Genomic DNA, 19,463 nt, shown 5'->3' with positions numbered 1-19,463 from the left:
GAAAGTGCTCGTAGAACCACCTCAGCCCGAGAACCCGCCCCCGCCGCCGGCGGGCATGTCCTTGAACCGGGAGTAGCGGCCCTCGAAGGCGACCGGGATGGTGGCGGTGGCGCCGTTGCGGTGCTTGGCGACGATGAGATCCGCCTCGCCGGCGCGGGGGGACTCCTTCTCGTAGTAGTCCTCGCGGTGGATCAGGATGATGAGGTCGGCGTCCTGCTCGATCGAGCCGGACTCGCGCAGGTCGCTCATCATCGGGGTCTTGTCGGTGCGCTGCTCGCTGCCACGGTTCAGCTGCGAGATGGCGATCACGGGGACCTCGATCTCCTTGGCCAGCAGCTTGAGGGCTCGCGAGAACTCGGAGACCTCCTGCTGGCGGGACTCGACCTTCTTGCCCGAGCTCATGAGCTGCAGGTAGTCGATGACCACGAGCTTGATGTCGTGCTTCTGCTTCAGGCGGCGGCACTTGGCGCGGATCTCCATCAGCGACATGTTCGCGGAGTCGTCCATGAACAGCGGGGCGTCGCCGATCCGGCTCATGGCGCGGGCCATGGCCTGCCAGTCGCGGTCGTCCATGGAGCCGTCGCGCATGCGGTTCATCGGGACCTGGGACTCGGCCGAGAGCAGACGCATGGTGATCTCGGTCTTGTCCATCTCCAGGGAGAAGATGACGCTGGCCATGCCGTTGTGGATCGAGGCGGAGCGCAGCACGTCCATGCCGAGGGTCGTCTTGCCCATGGCGGGACGGCCGGCGAAGATGATCATCTGCCCGGGGTGCAGGCCCTGGGTGAGCTCGTCGAACTCGTGGAAGCCCGTGGGCACGCCGGTGACCTGGCCGCCGCGGTTCTGGGTGGCCTCGATGGCGTTGAGGGTGTCGTCGATGACCTCGCCCAGCGGGAGGAAGTCCTCGCTGCGGCCGCGCTCGGTGACGGCGTACACCTGGGCCTGGGCCTCGTTGATGGCCTCCTCGATCTCGCCGCCGTCGGCCGCATAGCCGAGCTGGACGATGCGGGTGCCGGCCTCGACCAGGCGCCGCAGGGTCGCGCGCTCGACGACGATCTCCGCGTAGTAGCCGGCGTTCGCGGCGGTGGGGACCATGTCGATGAGGTCGGCGAGGTAGGCGCCGCCGCCCACGCGCTGCAGCTCGCCCTTCTTGGTCAGCTCGTCGGAGACGGTGACCAGGTCCGCGGGCTCACCGCGGGAGTACAGGCTCGTGATCGCATCGAAGATGATCTCGTGCGCGGGGCGGTAGAAGTCGTTGCTCTTGACGATCTCGATGACGTCCGCGATCGCGTCCTTGGACAGCATCATGCCGCCGAGCACTCCGCGCTCCGCGGCGAGGTCCTGCGGCGGGGTGCGCTCGAGCCCGCGGTCGGGCCCGGACTCGTACGCCTGGTTCTCGAAGGTCTCGCTCTGCGTGCTCACCGGTCCAGTGTAGGGACCGCGGAAGACCTCTCGGCACGGCCCACATCCGCTCCTCCTCCCCATCGGCCCCGCGACCGCCGCCCCTCTTGACAGCCGGTACTGCACCATAGGTACAGTACTGATGTCACAGACCGCTGGATCCGACGGAGGAGCCCGCCATGACCTCGACCTCCCACCCCCTGCCCTCCGATCCCCGCCCGGCGCGGCCGCCGGCCGGGTCGACCGACGCCGCCCTGCACAGCCTGCTGCCCTATCTCGGTGCGCTCGTCCTGGCCTGCCTCGCGCTGCAGGTCACGATCGCGCTCACCGGCGGGCGCATCGCCCTGCTGGCGGCCCTGCTCACCGCGGTGATCGCAGCCGGCGCCGCGATCTACCTCGGCACCCGGGGCCGGGCGCTGGGCCGCCTGCGCTTCGGGCTCCTGATCGCCCATGCCCTGCTCTACGTGAGCGTGAACGGGTCCTTCGCCCTGCATGCCTTCGTCCGCTCGGCCCTCGGCGAGGGGCTCGACCCCAGCTGGGGCGGGCCGATGCTCGCCATGCCCGGGATCTGGGCCCTGGGGTTCCTGGCCCACGCGGCCGGCTCCCTCGCCGGGCGCGGGTTCGAGGCGGGGCGCGCATGAGCCGCGAGCCCGCATCGGCCGAGGCGACCTCGGCCGATGCGGAGTGGGCGCGGGAGCTCACCGCGAGCTGGGTCGAGACGTACAAGAAGTCGGCGACGACGCTCGCCCTGCTGCGGATCGTCCGGGCGCACGGCCCGGTCCCCGCCGCCGAGGTCGCCGCCCGCCTCGAGGAGGCGACCGGATGGAGCGTCACCGAGCGCGGGCTGTACCGGACGCTGCGGCGTCTGGCGGAGGCGCAGGTGCTCGCCGTCCACCGGGTGGACGTGGCCCGCACCGGCATGAAGCGCCAGGACTTCACCCTGACCTCGATCGGGGCGGCCTATCTCGCCGGGATCGAGCAGGCCCACGCCCGCCTCGCCGCCGCCCCGGCCCCCGCGATCAGCCCGGACGCGCCGCCGGCCCCGGAGTGACCCGCGACTCCCGCGACGGAGCACCCCCTGGGCATTGGTTGAACTTTCCTCTACCGTGAGGGCAACGATCCCCTTCGACCCAGGAGTCACCCATGGCCCCCTCGACCCCCGCCGGCCGATCCGCCCTGAGCGATCTCGGCCTCCTCCTCGCCCGCGTCGCGCTCGGCGTCATCTTCGCCGCGCACGGCTACCAGAAGGTCTTCCAGTTCGGCATGCCCGGCGTGGCCGAGAGCTTCTCCGGCATGGGCGTGCCCTTCGCCCAGGTCGCGGCGCCCGTGGTCGCCTACGCCGAGCTCATCGGCGGCGTGCTGCTCGTGCTCGGCGCGTTCACGCCGATCGTCGGCCTCGTGCTCACGGTCGACATGCTCGTCGCCGCCCTGCTGGTCCACCTCCCCCAGGGCCTGTTCGTCGACCAGGGCGGCTGGGAGCTGGTCGGCGCGCTCGGCGCCGGCGCGCTCGCCCTCGCCGCCGTCGGCGCAGGACGCTACTCGGCCGATGCCACCGTGCTGGGCCGCCGCCGCTCCGCGCGCGGCCGCGCCCGCAGCTCCGCGGCCGCGGAGGTCTGACCCCGCACGGCCCGATCACCCCGGCGAGGGCGTCGACGCAGGTCTCCTGACCTGCCTCGACGCCCTCGTCGTCGGCCCCGCCGACGTGCTGCGGGGGCGTGATCGCGCCCCCGGACGGCGCGAGGAACTCGTCACAGGATCGGCCGCAGCGATGTACAGATGACGCCCCGCGGCGAACGATGTCTCTCCGTGAACGACTCAGGCCCCCTCCCGACGGCGCCCGCCGCTCCCCCGGCGGACGCGCACAACCCCTCCGGCAAGACCTTCTTCGGCCAGCCGCGGCCGCTCGCGAACCTGTTCAGCGTCGAGACGTGGGAGCGCTTCAGCTTCTACGGCATGCAGGGCATCCTCGCGATCTACATGTACTTCCAGGTCGCCGAGGGCGGCCTGGGCATCTCGAAGTCCGTCGCCACCGGCATCGTCGGCGCGTACGGCGGCGCGGTGTACGTGTTCTGCATCCTCGGCGCGCTGGTCTCGGACCGCCTCGTCGGCCCGGAGCGGACCCTCTTCTTCAGCGGCGCGCTGATCATGGTCGGGCACATCGCCCTGGCCCTGCTGCCCGGCGTGCCCGGCCTCGTCGTGGGCCTGCTGTGCGTGGCCATCGGCTCCGGCGGCCTCAAGGCCACCGCGGCGACGCTGGTCGGATCGCTGTACGAGGTCAACGACGCCCGCCGCGACGCCGGCTTCTCGATCTATTACATGGGCGTGAACATCGGCGGCCTGTTCGGTCCGCTGCTGACCGGCCTGCTGCAGAAGGAATGGGGCTTCCACCTGGGCTTCGGCCTCGCCGCCGTCGGCATGGCCATCGGCCTGACCCAGTACGCGCTGACCCGCCGGAACCTGCCGGCGACCGCCTCCCGCGTGCCGGACCCGCTGCCCGCCGGGAAGTACCCGCTGTGGATCTCGGTCGCCCTGTTCGCGGTGCTGCTGGTCGGCGGACTGGTCCTCACCGGCGCCATCACCCCGGCGAACCTCGCCGGCATCGTCGTGGGCATCTCCGCCGTCGGCGCGATCGTGCTGTTCGCCCTGCTGCTGACCTCCTCGAAGATCACCGCCGACGAGCGCTCCCGCGTCATCGCGTTCATCCCGATGTTCATCGGCACCGCCGCGTTCTTCGCCCTGTTCCAGCAGCAGTTCACGGTGATCACCCTGTACTCCGACACCCGCATGAACCGCAGCGTGCTGGGCTGGGAGATGCCGATCTCGTGGGTGCAGTCCTTCAACCCCTTCTTCATCATCGTCCTCGCCCCGATCTTCGCCGCGCTGTGGACGAAGCTGGGGCCGCGCCAGCCGACCACCCCGGCGAAGTTCGGGCTCGGCATCATCCTCATGGGCGCCGCCTTCGTGCTGTTCCTGCCGATGGTCCCCTTCGCCTCCGTGCCGGTGCTGTGGGTCGCGATGATCATGCTGGTCGCGACGATGGGCGAGCTGTCCATCTCCCCCGTGGGCCTGTCCCTGGCCACGCGCCTGGCCCCCTCGGCCTTCCCGGTGATGATGATGGCGCTGTACAACCTGTCCGTGGCCCTGGGCACCGCGCTGTCCGGCTCGCTGGCCGGCTTCTACTCCGCCGAGAACGAGGGCGCCTACTTCGGCACCCTCGGGGCGGTGACCATCGGCATCGGCGTGCTCATGCTGCTCATCGCCCGCCCCATCGGCCGCGGCATGCGCGGGGTGCGCTGAGCTCAGGCCTCCCGGGGACCGGGCACGCGCACGCCGGCGCGGCGCAGACCCGCCTCGACCAGCGCCTGCAGACGCTCCCCGGCCGATCCGGGAGCGACGCCCGCGTCCCGGACCACCTGGTACCGGGCCGCGGTGTCGCTGCGGGCCTGCATGCCGGTGACGATCGCGAGGTGCTCGGGCCGGGCCAGGTAGTGCGCCACGACCTCCTCCGCCAGGCCGGGCAGGCGCGGGTCCTCCGGCGACCAGGTGGCCGCCTCCGCGGCGCGACGGCTCAGCGCGACGAACTGCTCGTCGGCCAGGGCGTTCTCGACGTGCCCCAGGTGCGCCTCGAAGGCCTCGGGGACCATCGCCCGGGCCAGGACCAGGCCCTCCCGGGCGACGGCCACCTCGGCCTCCGAGAAGCCCAGGCCGGGCATCCGCGCCAGGAGGTCCGCCGCCCGATCGGGCAGCAGGGTCCGGTCGCCGTCCCGCAGGCGGCGCAGCACCGACCGTCGCGCCGTCAGCTCCCGGATCCGTGCGGTGACCTGGCGCTCCACCCCGTCGATCGCGCGGGAGAACTCGTCATCGTCGGCCGCGAGCAGCGGGCCGACCTCGGCCAGGGGCACCCCGGCGCCGGCGAGGGCGCGCACCTGGACCAGTCGCAGCAGCTCCGCCGGGCCGTAGCGCCGGTAGCCGGAGACGTCGCGCTCCGGCTCCGGCACCAGGCCCAGGCGGTGGTAGTGCCGCACCGTCTTGATGGTCACCCCGGCGAACGCCGCCGCCTGTCCGATCGTCACCCCGGTGCTCATCGGCCCATCATCCCTGCGCGGGAGCTTCCCCGGCGAAGACGGCCCGCACCAGCGACTGCGAGAGCCGCTGGAAGGGGACAGCCAGGGAGAGCCCGGCGTCGTCGACGTAGTTCATCGTCCCGGTCATCACCCGGCTCCCGTCCGGGGTGATGGCCATCAGCGCGCCGTGGCCGGCGGCGCCGCCGTGGTGGGTGACCACGGTGCCGTGGGCGCCGAGATCCTCGACGAAGACCCCGAGCCCGTACCCCGAGCCGGGGATCGGGGTGGGGCGCGGCGTGAGCATCTCCTCCCGCAGGGCCGGGGGCAGCAGCTGCCCGCCCATCAGGGCGCGCAGGAAGGTCTGCAGGTCGCGGGCGGTGGAGATCATGTCGCCGCCGCTGGAGATCCACGAGGGGTTCTGCCGGGTGACGTCGATGATCTGCTGCGCGCCGTCCTCCTCGATGCGGAAGCCGGCGCGGGCGTGCGGGGCGGGGACGTCCGTCTGGGTGGTCGGCTGCAGGGTCCCGGTGAGTCCGAGCGGGGAGATGATCCGGCGCTCCATCGCCGCGGCGACGGTCTCGCCGGTGAGCGCCTCGACGAGGAGGCGGGCGATCACGTAGTTGGTGTTGGAGTAGCTCCAGTCGGTGCCGGGCTCGAAGCGGGCGGGGCGGGACAGGGCCAGCCGGGCGAGGTCCCGCGGGTCGTGGTCGTCGAAGCGGTGCTCGACCCATTCCCGGCCGGCGGTGGTGGCGGGGATCCCGGGGACCACGCTCCCGTCGGGGTAGTACTCGCCCGTGTGGTTGAAGATGCCGCTGGTGTGCTGGAGCAGCATCCGCAGGCTCACGCGCGGGTCGAGCTCCAGGTCCGGCAGCACCGGGCCCACCGGGTCGTCCAGGGCGATGCGCCCCTCGGCGACGAGGCTCAGCGCGAGGGTCGCGATGAAGGTCTTCGTGCTGCTGCCGATGCGCACGTGGCCGTCGATCGGCGGGGCGCCCGTGGCCCCCTCCCAGTCGCCGTGGCCGGCGGCTCCGGTCCATGCGCCGTGCTCGTCCCGCACCCGCAGGGTGATGCCGGTGATGCCGGCCGCGACCGCGTCGTCGAGGATCTGCTGCAGGGCGTCGCGCCCGTCGTCGGCTGCGCGGGGCGCGGCGGGGGTGCGGTGGTGGTCGGTGGTCGTCATGGCGATCTGCTCCCTCGTGAGGTCCTGCCGCGGCCGGTTCCGTGCCGCGGAGGCGAGTGTGGACCCTGACCTCGGGTCAACCTCAAGGGGGCGATGCAGGATGCGCCGGGCCGATGCTCAGCGCCGGGCGCCGACGGCGTAGGCCGCCTGTCCCACGTGCTGCGCGGCATCGTCGATGATGCTGATCAGGCGCACGCCACGGGTCACGGGCGGCTCCCATGACGTGTCGATGACCGCGTCCAGATCGTCGGCATCGAGGGTGCGCAGGTAGCGGATCAGCTCGTCGGTGACGGCGGCGAGATGCTCGAGCAGCAGGTCCGCATCCGTGACCGAGACGGCCCGGGCCTGCTCGGGGGTGTGGCCGTAGCCGATCCCGTCGCCCAGCTCCCCCAGCGCGAACCGCTCGCGGAACCCCTGCGCCGTCCACACCTGCTCGGTGCCGGAGAGGTCCGCGCGCTGGGCGTCGATCTCCCGCGCGGTGTGCCACAGCAGCCAGGCCGGGGAGTTGTCGTGGCCGCCCGGATGCGCGGCGAGCACCTCCGGGGTGAGCTGCTCGCGCAGGGCGGTCGCCGCCTCCACGGGACGGGCGGCGGCATCGATCAGGACATCGAGGGCATCCATGCCCCGACTCTACGCGGCAGGTCCCCGCTGCGGCAGGCCCCCGCCGCGGCAGGGCCGGCACGTCGCCGATCAGTCGTCCAGGACGATGTCCGCATGCTCGGGGTGGCGGTCCAGCCAGCTCTCCACGAAGGGGCAGATGATCAGCACCTCGCTGCCGCGCGCCCGGGCGTCGGCGAAGGCCGCGCCGGCCAGGGCGGAGGCGACGCCCTGCCCGCGCCGGGCGGGGTCGGTGACCGTATGGATGATCTCGGTGCGCCGGCGCCGCCGCTCGTAGGTGAGGATCCCCCATTGCTCGTCGCCGACGTACGCCTCGAAGCGCGAAGCCCGCGGATTGTCGCGGACCTCGATGGTCACCGCGCGCTGTGCGCTCATCTCGATCACCTCCGACCCTGATTCTCCCACCCGGGCGGGCCGAGCGGCAGGGCCGATCCGGCCGCCGCGGCGCTCAGTCCCGCACGCGCTCGACGCGGATGCTCCCGGTCCCGGCGCGGGCCTCGATCTCGAGGGTGCGGCCGGCATCGGGCACGCCGTCCGTGGGCGTGAGGTCGACGCTGCGATCGCCCAGCCCGGTGGCGAGGTCCAGCCGCGTGGCCGTGCCCTCGAGGACCCGGATCTGGATGTCGCCGACCCCGGTGCGGGTGCGCAGGGTGCCCCGCTCGGCCCGGCTGATCCTCACCGATCCGGTGCCGGTGGTCGCGGTGGCCTGGCCGCGCAGGGCGCCGATGGTGACGCTCCCGGTCCCGGTGACGAGCTGGGCGGTGCCGTCGACGTCGGACAGCTCGACGTCCCCGGTGGCGCCCTTGAGGTCGGCGCGCCCGAAGCTGCCGTGGAGGCGGATGTCGCCGACACCCACCGAGACGACCGCGCGGCTGTCCACGGGCACGACGATGTCGAGGTCCAGGCCGCTGCCGATCTCCCCGGCCGTGCGCGTCAGGGTGCGCAGCGCCGCGCCGAGCCGGTCGGCGAAGGAGCCGCCCGATCCGCCGGGCTCCGCGTCGCCGCCGGAGCCGCGGAAGAGGTCGCCGACGGTCGCCGAGAGGTTCCCGGCCTCGTCGGCCGGGGCGTCCACGCGCAGGTGCCCGCCGGAGAAGTCGATGCGCATCCGCGCGGCGAGCTCGCGCCCGGCCTCGCCGCGCGGCCGCAGCTCGACCCGCACCGCATGGCCGTGCTCGGCCCGCACGCTCACGTTCCCGCGCACGTGCTGGACGTTCATGTCGATGGGGCCGTCGGCGGAGAAGGAATGCACCAGGGGCGGGGCCGGGGCGGGCTCCTCCGCCGGATGCGGCGGGGCCGATGCGGCCGGGGGCGGGGGCGGGGTCGGGGCTCCGCCCGGCGCGGAGCCGTGGCCAGGTCCGAACGAGGGTCCGGGATTCTCGGGGATGTTCATGGGGTCCTCCTGATCAGATGAACCAGCCGCTGGTGCGGCCGGTGCCTCGGGGGTCCTGCGACCCGGTGGCGGGGTAGGACTGCTGGGCGGCGCCGTCCAGGTGCGCGGTCAGAGCACGGACCAGGTAGGCGTTCAGGCTCAGGCCCTCACGGTTCGCGGCGTCCTCGAGCCGGGCCTTGAGGTGCTGGGGCGGGCGGAAGGAGACGCGGGTGGTGGAACCGTCGTCCTCGCCCTCGGGCGGTGCGGGCGGGACGGGGGGCACCGGCGGGACGGCGCCCTCAGGCGGAGGCGGGAAGCCCGGCGCAGGGACTCCCCCGGGCGGCGGGGCGAACCCGCCGGGCGCAGCCCCGAAGCCCCCGGGCGGCACCGCCGCCGAAGGCGGCGCCGGCGGGACCACGCGGACCTCGACCTCGCTGCCGCGCAGGCCGATGTCCACGCGCCCCGGGGCGATCTCGCGGGAGATCTCGGCGGCGAGGGCGCCGATGAGGTCCTGCATGGCCAGGCGGACGGCGGGCTCGACGGTGACGGCGAGCAGGCCCGCCGCCCGCCGCACGTCCTCGTCGCCCACCGCGGCGCTGGCGGCGAGCTGCTCGTGCACGGTGCGGGATGCATGTCGAAGATCCATGGCATCATGCTGGCGCCATCGTGGCGCCACGTCAAGGGGGTTCGGGAGCGGATCTGGCACCACTTCGCGGATCCCGCCCAGGATATGGCTGCTGCCTGCAGGTTCGATGCGGGGTTCCGGTCGGAAGAGATGCCACGGTGGCGCCACCGTCGCCTCGGATCGGCGCGGCGGCGCGCCCTCCTGCGGAGGGAGAGGCGGTCCCCGGAGGGCGCTCAGGCCTCGAGCGCGGCGATCTGCGCCCGCAGCCGGGCGGCGTCGTCCGTGCGACCCAGGTGCTCCCAGCCGGCGAGCGCCCGGCGCGCGGCGCGCAGCGCCCGCTCCGCCTCGCCGCGGGAGGCGAGCATGGTCGCGTGGCGATCGTCGAGATAGGCGGCCCAGTAGCGTGCCCGCTCCTCGTGGCCCGCCGGGACCTCGCCGATCACCCGGATGGCCTCGCGGCGCCGCTCCTCGTACAGCGCCTCGGTGACATCCTCGTCGCCTCGGGCGAGGCCTACCCCGGCGGCGATCACCCGGCCCACCCGGGCATCGACCCGGTAGTCCCACATGAGCGGGGCCGGCAGCTCCTCGGGTGCGGCGCCGGGCCGGGTGCGGCGCTCCATGGCGGCCGCGGCGGCATCGGCCACGCGCCGTTCCCCGAGGTCCACGGCGTGGCGCAGCACCAGCGCCTGCGCCTGGATCTCCTCCTGGATCAGGCGCGCCCGATCGGCGCCGCTGGTGTCGAGGTCGTCGGCGAGCCAGCGGGCATCGGCGGCCATCCGGCGCAGCTCCGCCATCGCCCCCTCGGCGTCGCCGGTGAGCTGATGGATCCGCGCGGACAGCCGCGAGGCCTCCATGGCGGCGCGGCGGTCGCGCCCCTCCTGGGCGATCCGGCGGACCTCCGCCACGGGGATCGCGGCGGCCTCGAAGCGCTGGGCGACGATCCGCTGGGTGGCGACCGCCAGCAGCGGCTGCACGCGGTGCGCGTCGCGCTGGATCCCGCGCTGCAGGGCGGCCAGGCGCCCGGAGACGAAGCCGGCATGATCGGCGAGCTCGGCCCGCATCAGGGCGCGCAGCAGGTCGGTGATGATGCCGATGCGCAGCACCGGATCGTCCACCCGGCGCAGGGAGCGCAGCGCCGCGAGCGCGTGGCGCACCGCCTCGAGCGGGCTCGGGCCGGCGAGGGTGCGGGCCAGCACCGCGTGGGCGGCGGTCTCCGCGCGCTGCGGGTCCAGCAGGGTGCGGCCCTCGACGGCGCCCGTCTGCGCGAGCTCGAGCACGTCCAGCGCCTGACGGGTGGCCCCGGCGCGGTCGCCCATGCCCTCGAGCGCCTGGGCGCTGCGCATGCGGAGGGTCATCTCGACCACGACCGGGTCGCCCAGCAGCTGGTCCTGCACCCGAGGGAGGGATTCGAGGGAGCGGCGCAGGTCCCGCGCCTCCCGCGCCGGGTCGGCCTGCTCGCCCAGCGGCACGATCTCCAGGGCGCGCACCACGCGCAGCAGATCCTCGGAGGCGACGGGCGCCTCGCCGCGACGCCGGCCGCCGCGGGCCGGGGAGCGTCCCGGCGCGCCGGCATCGGCCGCGGCGGCCGGGCCGGAGCCGCCCTCGCCCGGCCTGCCGCGACGGGCCGCACCGCGGTGCGGGGCCGCGGCCAGCGCCTCGGCGACCACGGAGGCGGCGGCCGCGGCATGAGCGGGATGCCCGCTGCGGCGCAGCAGGCCCACGAGCTCCGCGGCGGCATCGGCCCACTGGTCCACCAGCCCGGAGGCGGCCAGGGCCGCGATCCGGGCCTGCAGGAGAGAGGCGCGCTCCGCGGCGGGGGCGGGGACCTCCGCGAAGGAGTCGGCGATGTAGCGCGCCTCGAAGAACCGCTCGGCGTGGATCAGGTCGCGGACCCGATGCGCGGCCTCGGGCACGCTGCGCGGGGCCGGGAGGGGGATGTCCGGGGAGCGCAGCGCCGTGCGCACCTCCGCGAGGGAGGGGATCCGCGCCGGGTCGTCCGCGAGACCGGGCCCGGTCTCGTCGGGCACGGGCGGGGGCGCAGTCATGGAGGGAAGATACCAAGGCGCGCTGGCGGGACCCCGGGGGGAATCCTGCGGCCGAGGTGCGGCATACCCCCTGCCCGTTCGCAGGCGCAGGACCGTAGGATATGCAGGGGCCAGCAGAGGCGCCCGCGCGAGGAGAGGTGAGGGGATGGCGATGGCCACCGGTGCCGCGAGCACGCCGTCGGATCTCGTGGCCGACGCCCCCGCCGCGAGCCCCGACGCCGCCCCCGACGCCCCCGGCCTCGGCGCGCGAGCCGAGCGCCCCGGCGCCGCCGCAGGGAGCGGGAGGCCCGCCGCGGAGCTCCCGCCGCACCTGCGCCCCCACCTGCACGCCGACGGCACCGTCGCGCCCGTGCTGGTGACGGACTTCGACGTCGCCGAGTACACCCGCACCGCCCCCGGCCGTCTGCCGCTGGACCATGCCGCCCTCGCCGCGGATCCCGGCGGCCTGGACGAGGCGGATCTGCGCCGCGACCTCGCCTTCCTGCATCGGCTGCAGTCCTCGGCCCTGGCCGAGGCCCGCTCCATGCTGAGCACCTGGACCGGGAACGAGGCCCGCATCACCGCCTTCCTCGCGACCTGGCTGTACGAGCGGCACTGGGCGGCCGCGGCGCTGGCCGAGCTGCTGGAGGCGACCGGGCCGATGCCGGCCGTGCCGGCCTCCGACGGCGCGGCGCTGTCCGCCCGGCGCCTGGGCACCCGCGCCCGCGCCCTGTACGCGGCCCGGGCGCTGCCGGTGCTCGCGCCGCTGTGGACGGGCACCCTCGGCGAGAACGTCACCGCCGGCCACATGGCGCGGATGGCGATCCTGGAGTCCTCCCTCGCCGCCGCCCATCGGGCGCTGCTGCCCCGCACCCGCGGCGAGGCGCGCCGGGCCCTGGAGCAGCTGCTCGAGCGCACCGGTCCCGCCCGCCGGTTCTTCCGCCTGGAGGCCCACGCCCGCCTGACCCGCTCGCGGGCGGAGGCCCTGACCGCCCGTGCCATGCTCGCCCTGGCCGGGCCGGTGTGGCGTCCCGTCGGCGTGGCCGATCCGGCCGAGCACGCCGCCCTGACCAGCATCCTCTCCTCCCCCGAGTCCCGCGCCGAGGTGCGCCGGGCGCACGAGGACGTGACCCGGCTGCTGCCGGGGCCGCGCCCCCGCGTCCCGATGCGCTGAGACCCCTCCCGTCCCTCCCGTCCCCCGCTCTGCGCCCGCACGCCCCCGAAGGAGGCACCGTTGGCCTTCGACCTCGATCGCTTCGCCGAGTCCTCGCAGCCCGTGGCATGGGCGGACCTCGACTTCGACAGCTTCGACAGCCAGCCGCTGGACGAGCAGACCCTGCGCTCCCTGCGCTACATGTGCGACGTCGAGTACCACACCTCCTGCTTCCTGCGGGACATGCTCGTGACGCCCTCGCACCGGCAGGAGGACGTCGGCGGCTTCATGACCATGTGGAACCGTGAGGAGTTCTGGCACGGTGAGGCCCTCGCCGCGGTGCTGGCGCGCCACGGGATCCTCGTGGACTACGACGAGCTCAAGGCCAAGCGGGTGAAGCTGGGCTGGCAGTCCGCGCTCGGGCCGATGAAGCAGTCCGTGCTCACCAGCCTCGCCGGCACCGACTTCGTGGCCGTGCACATGGTGTGGGGCGCCGCCAACGAGCTCTCCGCCGTGGCCGCCTACCGCCGCCTGTCCCAGATGACCTCGCACCCGGCGCTCTCCCCGCTGCTGAAGCGGATCGCCCAGCAGGAGACCCGCCACGTCGCCTTCTACACCACGCAGGGCCGCGAGCGGCTCGAGGCCAGCGCGAAGGCCCGATCGATCGTCCGGCTGATCCTCTCGCGGGTGTGGCGCCCGGTGGGCTCGGGGATGATGGACGACTCCGAGGTCCGCCACGTGATGGGCCACCTCTTCGAGGGCCGCGCCGAGGACCTCGACAGCCTCGACCACCGGATCCAGAAGCTTCCGGGGCTGGAGGGGCTGACCATCTTCCGCAATGCCTTCGCCCGCATGGGCATCGCCTGAGCCGATCCGCCGGCCGCCGTGGAGCGCCCCGGGACCGGAGTCCAGAGCTACGGCCCCGGCGCCCCGCGCTGCGGGGACCGGGCACCGCCCGCCGGGTCAGGGAGCGAGGACCAGCTGGCTGAGGACCGGCAGGTGGTCGGAGGCCTCGGGGACGTCCGCCAGCACCATGGCCCGGACGGGACGGAAGCTCTCGGTGACGAAGATGTCGTCGATCCGCGCATCAGGGTCCTGGACCGGATAGGTCGCCCCGGTGCCGTGCCCGGCCGCGTCCCAGGTGTCGACGAGGACGTCGTCGATGATCTGGATCTCGGGGGTTCCCGGGCGGGCGTTGAGGTCGCCCATCAGGATCGTGGCCCCGTCCGTGTCGATCCGCTCGATGATCTGCCGCGCCTGCTCGAGGCGGTCGACGGCGGAGCTCGCGGCGAGGTGGGTGCAGCAGACGTCGACCGGGGTCCCGGCGACGTCGAGCGAGGCCCGCAGCAGGCCGCGCTGCTCCTGGTCCGGGGACCGGAACAGGGGGATGTTCTCGGACTCGAGGATCGGGTGCCGCGAGAGGATCGCGGTCCCGTACTGGATCCGCTGAACGCCGGAGACGGGCGGGTCCCGGTCGATGTTCGCCCCGAAGACCACGTGCATGCCCAGCAGATCGGCCAGCTCGGCGGGCTGATCCGCCCAGTCGCTGCGCTCGGAGTAGTGGCGGTCGACCTCCTGCAGGCCGATGACGTCCGCGCCGCTGTCGCGGATCACGGCGGCGATGCGCTCGAGGTCCAGCACGCCGTCGGAGCCCTCGCCGTGATGGATGTTGAAGGTCATGACGGTGAGCACCCGGGCTCCGGGACGGGCGGGGGCGGGCCCGGCCGCCCCGGCCGGCGCGACCGCCAGCGTGGACGATGCCAGGGCGAGGGGAACGGTCAGAAGGGTTCTGCGCAGCATGACGGTGTCGCCTCTCGGGAGATGCACGGCTCGGGGGAGCCCGATGTCCGATCCACCGTAGGGCGAGGGACCCCGCCTCGGAGAGGGCTGCGCGGGGATTCGGGCGACGTTCGGGAGCCGTTCACCCGGTCGTCCCGGCCCCCGCCGACCGCGCCGCACAGCGGGAGACGGCCCGGCCGGGCGCCTGCCGGCCGCCGGCCGGCCTCCCTCACACGAACAGTCACCCTGCGTGCCATCGGGGGTCCCGATCTGGCAGGCAGGGTGACTGTTCGTGGAGGGCGGGGTTCGCACCCCGGGCCGGTCAGGAGCGCGGCGGCATGCCCCAGGGGTTGTCGGCGGAGGCGGTGCCCTGCGGGCCCTGCGTGTAGGGGTCGGTGCCCGCAGGATCGGCCGCGCCGGAGGGACGCGCCGGCGGTGCCAGCGGGCTCGGACCCGCCGCGGACTGCGCTGACGCGCTGTAGCCGCCCTGCGGGGCGGAGCCGTAACCGCCCTGCGAGGCGGGGCTCCCGTAGCCGCTCTGCGGGGCGGGGCCCGCGGAACCGTAGCCGCCCTGCGGGGCGGGGCCCGCGGAGCCGCCGGAGCTCTTCGGCCCCATCGGACCGGCGGGACCGCGCGGCGGGCCGACCGGGCCGGACGGGGACGCGCCCGGGCCGGACGGACCCTGCGGCGGGCCTCCCACGGGCGTGGACAGCAGCGGCGGGGACAGCTGCAGCTGGCGCATGGGCATGCGGTCGGAGTAGTCGGCGCCGTTGAACCGGCCGAACTGCCCCAGGGTGCCGGCGGGCCGGACCGCATCGGCCGCATCCAGCATGGCCAGGACCTGCTCCGGCGTCGGGTACGGGCCCGAGAAGGTGCTGCCGGCCGGGAGCGGCCCGCGGTACCAGGCGCCGGGCGAGGTGTAGAGGCCGAAGATCGCGTCCCCGGGGCGGAACCACAGGTGTCCCCGGCGGCTGCGGTCGCGCAGCGCGTGGGCGCGCCAGGTGATGATCGGGTGGGAGGAGCGCCAGTTGACGATGTGGACCCACAGGCCCTTCTCCGTCGCGGCGCGGTCGGCGAGCTCGTGGACGTTGACCTCGGCGTTGAGGTACTTGCCGCCGGAGAGCACGCCCATCGCCCCGAGGGAGCCGCCGGGGCAGTAGGAGTGGCCGAAGTTGTCCGCCGTGTACTCCTGGGAGCGGGAGAACGCGCTGCCCAGCAGCGGCACGTAGGAGATGAGGTTGGCCAGCACCAGACGGAAGTAGGACACGTGGCCGGCGGCGATGTGCCCGACCTCGTGGCCGATCACGAAGCGCAGCGCCTCCGGGTCGCGCGGGGCGCCGCCGACCTCGAACATGTCGGAGTACAGCACCACCGAGCGGCGGAAGCCGTGTCCGAAGGCGAAGGCGTTGATGACGCCGTTGCCGGAGGCGACGTAGGCATCGGGCACGCGCCGCAGCCCGAACTGCGAGGCGGCCTCGGCCACGATCCGGTATCCCTCGGGGAACTGGGTGGGGCTCATGCGCAGCGCGGTGGCCCGCTGCTGCGCATACATCAGCGCGCGGGCGATCCAGATGATGAGGGGGAAGACCAGCAGGATCACGAACAGCTGCACCAGGTAGGAGCCGATCAGGGTGTCGCCCAGCGTGAAGATCGTCGGGCCGGTGCCGCGGATCAGGTTGACGATCGTCATGATCACGAAGATCAGCCAGATCAGGTAGCCGATCCCGGTGACGGCGACGCCCACGCCCAGCAGCGGCAGCTCCCACGGGTGGCGGATCCGCTTCTGCCCCAGGATCCCGTGACGCGTCGCGCCGTTGATGAGGTTCGGCGCCTCGTCCCTGCGGGCGGGCGGAGCGGCGGGGCCCGAGGGCGGGCCGACCGGCCCCGGGTGCGGCGACGGATGGGTCATGGGGGTGCTCCTCGGTCCTGCGGTTCGAGCTGTGCAGGGCCGACGCTACCGCCTTGCGCTCTACGCGCCCTCCGGATATCCACAAAGCCCGCCCGGCGCGTCGGCGCGGACCCGCCGTCGCGGACCGTCCCTCGCGGACCCGCCGGCGCGACCCGGACCGCGCCCGAGGGCGGTTCTCGACCACAATGGGCAGGTGCCCTCCTCCCCTGCCTCGCCGACCGCATCCGGCTCCCCCGTCCCCTCCGCGCGCCGCCTGGTGGACCGCGACATCCTCCGCCTGGCGGTGCCGAGCCTCGGGGCGCTGATCGCCGAGCCGCTGTTCCTGCTGGCGGACTCCGCCTTCGTGGCCCGGGTGGGCACCACCTCGCTCGCCGGTCTCGGGCTGGCCTCCGCGATCCTCACCACCGTGGTGGGGCTGTCGATCTTCCTGGCGTACTCCACGACGGCAGCCGTGGCCCGGGCCGTCGGCGCCGGCCGCATGCGCGAGGCGATCGCCCGCGGGGTGGACGCCTGCTGGCTGGCGCTGCTGATCGGCGCCGGCAGCGTGGTGCTGCTGCTGGTGGGCGGCCGATGGCTGCCGGGGCTGTTCGGCCCCTCCCCCGAGGTCCTCGCCGAGGCGACCGTCTACCTGCGCATCAGCGCCTTCGGGGTGCCGGCGATGCTGCTGGTGCAGGCGGCGACGGGGCTGGTGCGCGGCCTGCAGGACGCCCGCCTGCCGCTGTACGTCGCCGTCGGCGGGGCGGTCGCGAACATCCCGCTGAACGCGACGCTGATCTTCGTGCTGGACCTCGGGATCGCCGGCAGCGCGATCGGCACCGTGATCGCCCAGTGGGGCATGGCCCTGGTGCTGCTGGCGGTGGTGGTGCGCGGCGCCCGCGCCCATCGGGTGCCGCTGCGCCTGCACGGCGGGCAGGTCGCCACCGCCGGGCGCGATGCGCTGCCGATGCTGGTGCGCACCCTGTCCCTGCGCGTGGTGCTGCTGGCGGGGACGCTGGTGGCCACCCGGCTGGGCGATGTGCAGCTGGCCGCCCACCAGATCGCCATGACCGTGTTCACCCTGCTCTCGCTGGCGCTGGACGCCCTGGCGATCGCGGGCCAGGCCCTCACCGGCCGCTTCCTCGGCGCGCGCGACGCGGCGAGCGTGCATGCGGTGACCCGCCGCCTGATGGTGTGGGGCGTCGGCGGCGGCATGGTGACCGGGGTGCTGCTGCTCGCGGCGAGCTACGTGATCCCGGCGGTCTTCACGCCCGATGCCGCGGTGCAGGAGTCGCTGCGGGCGGCGCTGTGGGTGCTGATGATCGCCCAGCCGATCGCGGGGTACGTGTTCGTGCTGGACGGGGTGCTGATGGGGGCGGGCGATGCCCCGTACCTCGCCCGCGCCGGGATCATCAACGCCCTGGTCACCCTGCCGTGCGCGGCGGTCGTGTGGTTCTCGCCCTGGCAGGGGCCGATGGGCCTGGCGGCGCTGTGGGTGGCGTGCACGCTGATCTTCCTCGTGGCGCGGTCGGTGACGCTGGGGCTGCGGGTGCGCGGGGACGCCTGGATGCGCCTGGGCGGCTGAGCGCAGGTCAGGGCGCCGGGGGCGTCTGCTCCTCGAGCTCGGCGAGGCGGCGCTGCAGGTGGCGGCGCGCGGCGGCGCCGGGAGTGGCCTGCAGAGCGCGGCGGTGGGCGGCGATCGCCGCGGGCACGTCCCCGGCGCGGCGCAGGAGATCCGCCTCGATCGCCGTCACCTCCGGGACCTGCCCGGCGCGCGGGTCCTCCCGCGCGGCGGCGAGCGCCGCGAGGCCCGCCCGCGGACCGTCCCGCTGGCCGATGGCGACCGCCCGGTTCACGGCGACCGCCGGGGACCCGCCCGCCGCGTACAGGGCGTCGTACCAGGTGACGATGCCGTCCCAGTCGGTCTGCGCCACGGAGGCGGCGCGCGCGTGCCGGGCGGCGATCTCGGCCTGCGCACGGTAGGGGCCGACCTCCCCGTCACGGGAGTCGGGGGCGCGGCGCGCGGCGGCGAGCGCCTGCAGGCCCTCGGCGATCAGCGCCCGGTCCCATCGGCCGCGGTCCTGCTCCTCGAGGGGGACCAGGTCGCCCGCGCCGTCGCGCCGGGCGGGGCTGCGGGCGTGCGTGAGCGTCAGCAGGGCCCGCAGCGCCTGCGCCTCGCCGTGATCGGGGAGCACGGCGCTGACCAGCCGCGACAGCTCGATCGCCTCGCGGGCGGGCGGCTCGCGCGGGCCGTCCTCGCCGGTCGCGCCGTAGCCGTGGGTGAAGATCAGGAAGACCACCCCGAGCACCGCGGCCGCCCGCGGGGCGATCTGCTCGGGCGGGGGCGCCTGCAGGCGCAGGTCCTCGCGGCGGATCCGCTCCCGGGCGCGCTGCAGGCGTTTGCCGAGCGTCCCCTCCGGCACCAGCAGCAGCGCGGCGATCTCCCGGACGGACAGCCCGCCGACGGCCTTCAGGGTCAGCGCCACCTGGTCCTGCAGCGGAAGATCGGGATGGGCGCAGGCCAGCAGCAGGCGCAGCCGATCATCGAGCTCGCCGTCCTCGGCCGGCGGCCCCGGGGCGGGCATCGCCGCGATCCGCGCGAGGATCTCCGCCTCCCGCCCGCCGCGGCGCAGGACGTCGACCGCGCGGCGGCGGGCCACCGTCATCAGCCAGGCGGCCGGGTTCGCGGGCACGCCGTCGCGCTCCCAGGCGAGCAGGGCCCGCTCGGCGGCGTCCTGCGCGCAGTCCTCGGCGAGCTCCCACTCCCCCGTGGCGCGGATCAGCGCCGCGACGATGCGCGGGCGCTGCTCGCGCAGCGCCCCGGCGAGCGCCTCCGCCGCGGAGGCGGCCGGGTCCCGGGGCGCGCCGATCAGCCCTCGCCCATCGGCCACAGCGCCCGCAGCTCGAGCACGCCCTCGTGGGCCATCGGGTGCCCGGTCGCGATGCGGACGGCCTCCTCCGCGCTCTCGCACTCGAGCACGTCGAAGCCGAGCACCAGCTCGCCGCCCTCGGCGAAGGGGCCCTGGCTGACCAGGGTCTCCCCGCCGCGCACCCGCACGGCCATCGCCTCACCCGGAGGGCGCAGCCGGTCGCCCATCACGTAGTTCCCGGACGCGTTCGCGGCGTTCCACCAGGCCTCGACGTCGGGGGCGCCGTCCCGGTCGGCCTGCGTGGGCGGCGTCGCCGAGTCCTGCACGTCCTCGCACACCAGCATCAGATACCTCATCGTCATCCCTCTCCTGCATCCGGTTCTCTGTCATCCTCGCCGCCGAACGCCGGCGAGTCACCCCTACGACGAACGGGAGGACGCGGATCGGACATCCGCGGCGAAGGAATCCGGCGACTCCCGGCCTCGGGGTCCAGGA

General features: G+C 74.6%; 19 protein-coding genes. 7 read left to right on the top strand and 12 right to left on the bottom strand.

Going from position 1 to position 19,463, the window contains the following annotated elements; translation table 11 throughout:
• Positions 1-21: 21 nt before the first annotated feature.
• Positions 22-1,422 (bottom strand): replicative DNA helicase, encoded by a 1,401-nt coding sequence (dnaB, locus tag BF93_RS07325; protein ID WP_038371659.1) that lies wholly within the window; start codon positions 1,420-1,422, stop codon positions 22-24.
• A gap of 158 nt (positions 1,423-1,580) precedes the next feature.
• On the opposite strand from dnaB, the gene BF93_RS07320 reads away from it, so the two are divergent.
• The 4 genes from BF93_RS07320 (at position 1,581) to BF93_RS07305 (ending at position 4,698) form a co-directional block, all read left to right on the top strand.
• The gene (locus tag BF93_RS07320; protein WP_038371658.1) at positions 1,581-2,042 is read left to right on the top strand and encodes a hypothetical protein; all 462 of its coding nucleotides are present in this window, start codon (positions 1,581-1,583) and stop codon (positions 2,040-2,042) included.
• A complete protein-coding gene (locus BF93_RS07315; RefSeq protein WP_051486659.1) occupies positions 2,039-2,452 on the top strand; it encodes a helix-turn-helix domain-containing protein in 414 nt (137 codons plus the stop codon). The genes BF93_RS07320 and BF93_RS07315 overlap by 4 nt, the downstream gene beginning before the upstream one ends.
• A gap of 92 nt (positions 2,453-2,544) precedes the next feature.
• Positions 2,545-3,018 carry a DoxX family protein gene (locus BF93_RS07310; protein ID WP_051486658.1) on the top strand — a complete coding sequence of 158 codons (474 nt, stop codon included), beginning with the start codon at positions 2,545-2,547 and terminating at the stop codon, positions 3,016-3,018.
• 159 nt (positions 3,019-3,177) lie between these two features.
• A complete protein-coding gene (locus tag BF93_RS07305; RefSeq protein ID WP_051486657.1) occupies positions 3,178-4,698 on the top strand; it encodes a peptide MFS transporter in 1,521 nt (506 codons plus the stop codon).
• 2 nt (positions 4,699-4,700) lie between these two features.
• On the opposite strand, the gene BF93_RS07300 is transcribed toward BF93_RS07305, so the two are convergent.
• From BF93_RS07300 to BF93_RS07270, 7 genes are all read right to left on the bottom strand, one after another.
• Positions 4,701-5,486 carry a MerR family transcriptional regulator gene (locus tag BF93_RS07300; RefSeq protein ID WP_038371655.1) on the bottom strand — a complete coding sequence of 262 codons (786 nt, stop codon included), beginning with the start codon at positions 5,484-5,486 and terminating at the stop codon, positions 4,701-4,703.
• A 7-nt stretch (positions 5,487-5,493) separates the two neighbouring features.
• On the bottom strand, positions 5,494-6,645 hold the full coding sequence (locus BF93_RS07295; RefSeq protein ID WP_084148350.1) for a serine hydrolase domain-containing protein: 1,152 nt from the start codon (positions 6,643-6,645) through the stop codon (positions 5,494-5,496).
• A 117-nt stretch (positions 6,646-6,762) separates the two neighbouring features.
• Positions 6,763-7,266 (bottom strand): mycothiol transferase, encoded by a 504-nt coding sequence (locus BF93_RS07290; RefSeq protein ID WP_038371654.1) that lies wholly within the window; start codon positions 7,264-7,266, stop codon positions 6,763-6,765.
• 69 nt (positions 7,267-7,335) lie between these two features.
• On the bottom strand, positions 7,336-7,638 hold the full coding sequence (locus tag BF93_RS07285) for a GNAT family N-acetyltransferase (protein ID WP_038371652.1): 303 nt from the start codon (positions 7,636-7,638) through the stop codon (positions 7,336-7,338).
• A 73-nt stretch (positions 7,639-7,711) separates the two neighbouring features.
• Complete coding sequence (locus BF93_RS07280; protein WP_038371651.1) at positions 7,712-8,653, bottom strand: DUF4097 family beta strand repeat-containing protein; 942 nt, start codon at positions 8,651-8,653, stop codon at positions 7,712-7,714.
• Between the two features lie 13 nt (positions 8,654-8,666).
• Positions 8,667-9,278, bottom strand: coding sequence for a hypothetical protein (locus BF93_RS07275; RefSeq protein WP_038371650.1), 612 nt, complete (start codon positions 9,276-9,278; stop codon positions 8,667-8,669).
• Positions 9,279-9,490: 212 nt separating this feature from the next.
• Positions 9,491-11,302 (bottom strand): hypothetical protein, encoded by a 1,812-nt coding sequence (locus tag BF93_RS07270; protein WP_156954076.1) that lies wholly within the window; start codon positions 11,300-11,302, stop codon positions 9,491-9,493.
• Between the two features lie 145 nt (positions 11,303-11,447).
• On the opposite strand from BF93_RS07270, the gene BF93_RS07265 reads away from it, so the two are divergent.
• Both BF93_RS07265 and BF93_RS07260 read left to right on the top strand, forming a co-directional pair.
• On the top strand, positions 11,448-12,455 hold the full coding sequence (locus tag BF93_RS07265; protein WP_051486655.1) for a hypothetical protein: 1,008 nt from the start codon (positions 11,448-11,450) through the stop codon (positions 12,453-12,455).
• 60 nt (positions 12,456-12,515) lie between these two features.
• A complete protein-coding gene (locus BF93_RS07260) occupies positions 12,516-13,301 on the top strand; it encodes a ferritin-like domain-containing protein (protein WP_038371649.1) in 786 nt (261 codons plus the stop codon).
• Between the two features lie 96 nt (positions 13,302-13,397).
• On the opposite strand, the gene BF93_RS07255 is transcribed toward BF93_RS07260, so the two are convergent.
• On the bottom strand, positions 13,398-14,234 hold the full coding sequence (locus BF93_RS07255) for an endonuclease/exonuclease/phosphatase family protein (RefSeq protein ID WP_038371862.1): 837 nt from the start codon (positions 14,232-14,234) through the stop codon (positions 13,398-13,400).
• A gap of 301 nt (positions 14,235-14,535) precedes the next feature.
• On the bottom strand, positions 14,536-16,122 hold the full coding sequence (locus BF93_RS20205; protein WP_084148349.1) for a M48 family metallopeptidase: 1,587 nt from the start codon (positions 16,120-16,122) through the stop codon (positions 14,536-14,538).
• Between the two features lie 256 nt (positions 16,123-16,378).
• On the opposite strand from BF93_RS20205, the gene BF93_RS07245 reads away from it, so the two are divergent.
• Positions 16,379-17,683: an MATE family efflux transporter gene (locus tag BF93_RS07245; RefSeq protein WP_156954092.1), complete on the top strand. Its 1,305-nt coding sequence runs from the start codon at positions 16,379-16,381 to the stop codon at positions 17,681-17,683.
• 7 nt (positions 17,684-17,690) lie between these two features.
• Here the strand turns inward: BF93_RS07245 and BF93_RS20200 are convergent, their stop codons facing one another.
• Positions 17,691-18,989: an RNA polymerase sigma factor gene (locus BF93_RS20200; RefSeq protein ID WP_051486654.1), complete on the bottom strand. Its 1,299-nt coding sequence runs from the start codon at positions 18,987-18,989 to the stop codon at positions 17,691-17,693.
• The gene (locus tag BF93_RS07235) at positions 18,968-19,330 is read right to left on the bottom strand and encodes a YciI family protein (protein WP_232226245.1); all 363 of its coding nucleotides are present in this window, start codon (positions 19,328-19,330) and stop codon (positions 18,968-18,970) included. The genes BF93_RS20200 and BF93_RS07235 overlap by 22 nt, the downstream gene beginning before the upstream one ends.
• Positions 19,331-19,463: the final 133 nt, after the last annotated feature.

It is taken from the genome of Brachybacterium phenoliresistens, from assembly GCF_000576425.1.
Lineage (GTDB): Bacteria > Actinomycetota > Actinomycetes > Actinomycetales > Dermabacteraceae > Brachybacterium > Brachybacterium phenoliresistens.
This window is presented reverse-complemented; position numbering and strand designations above follow the sequence as displayed.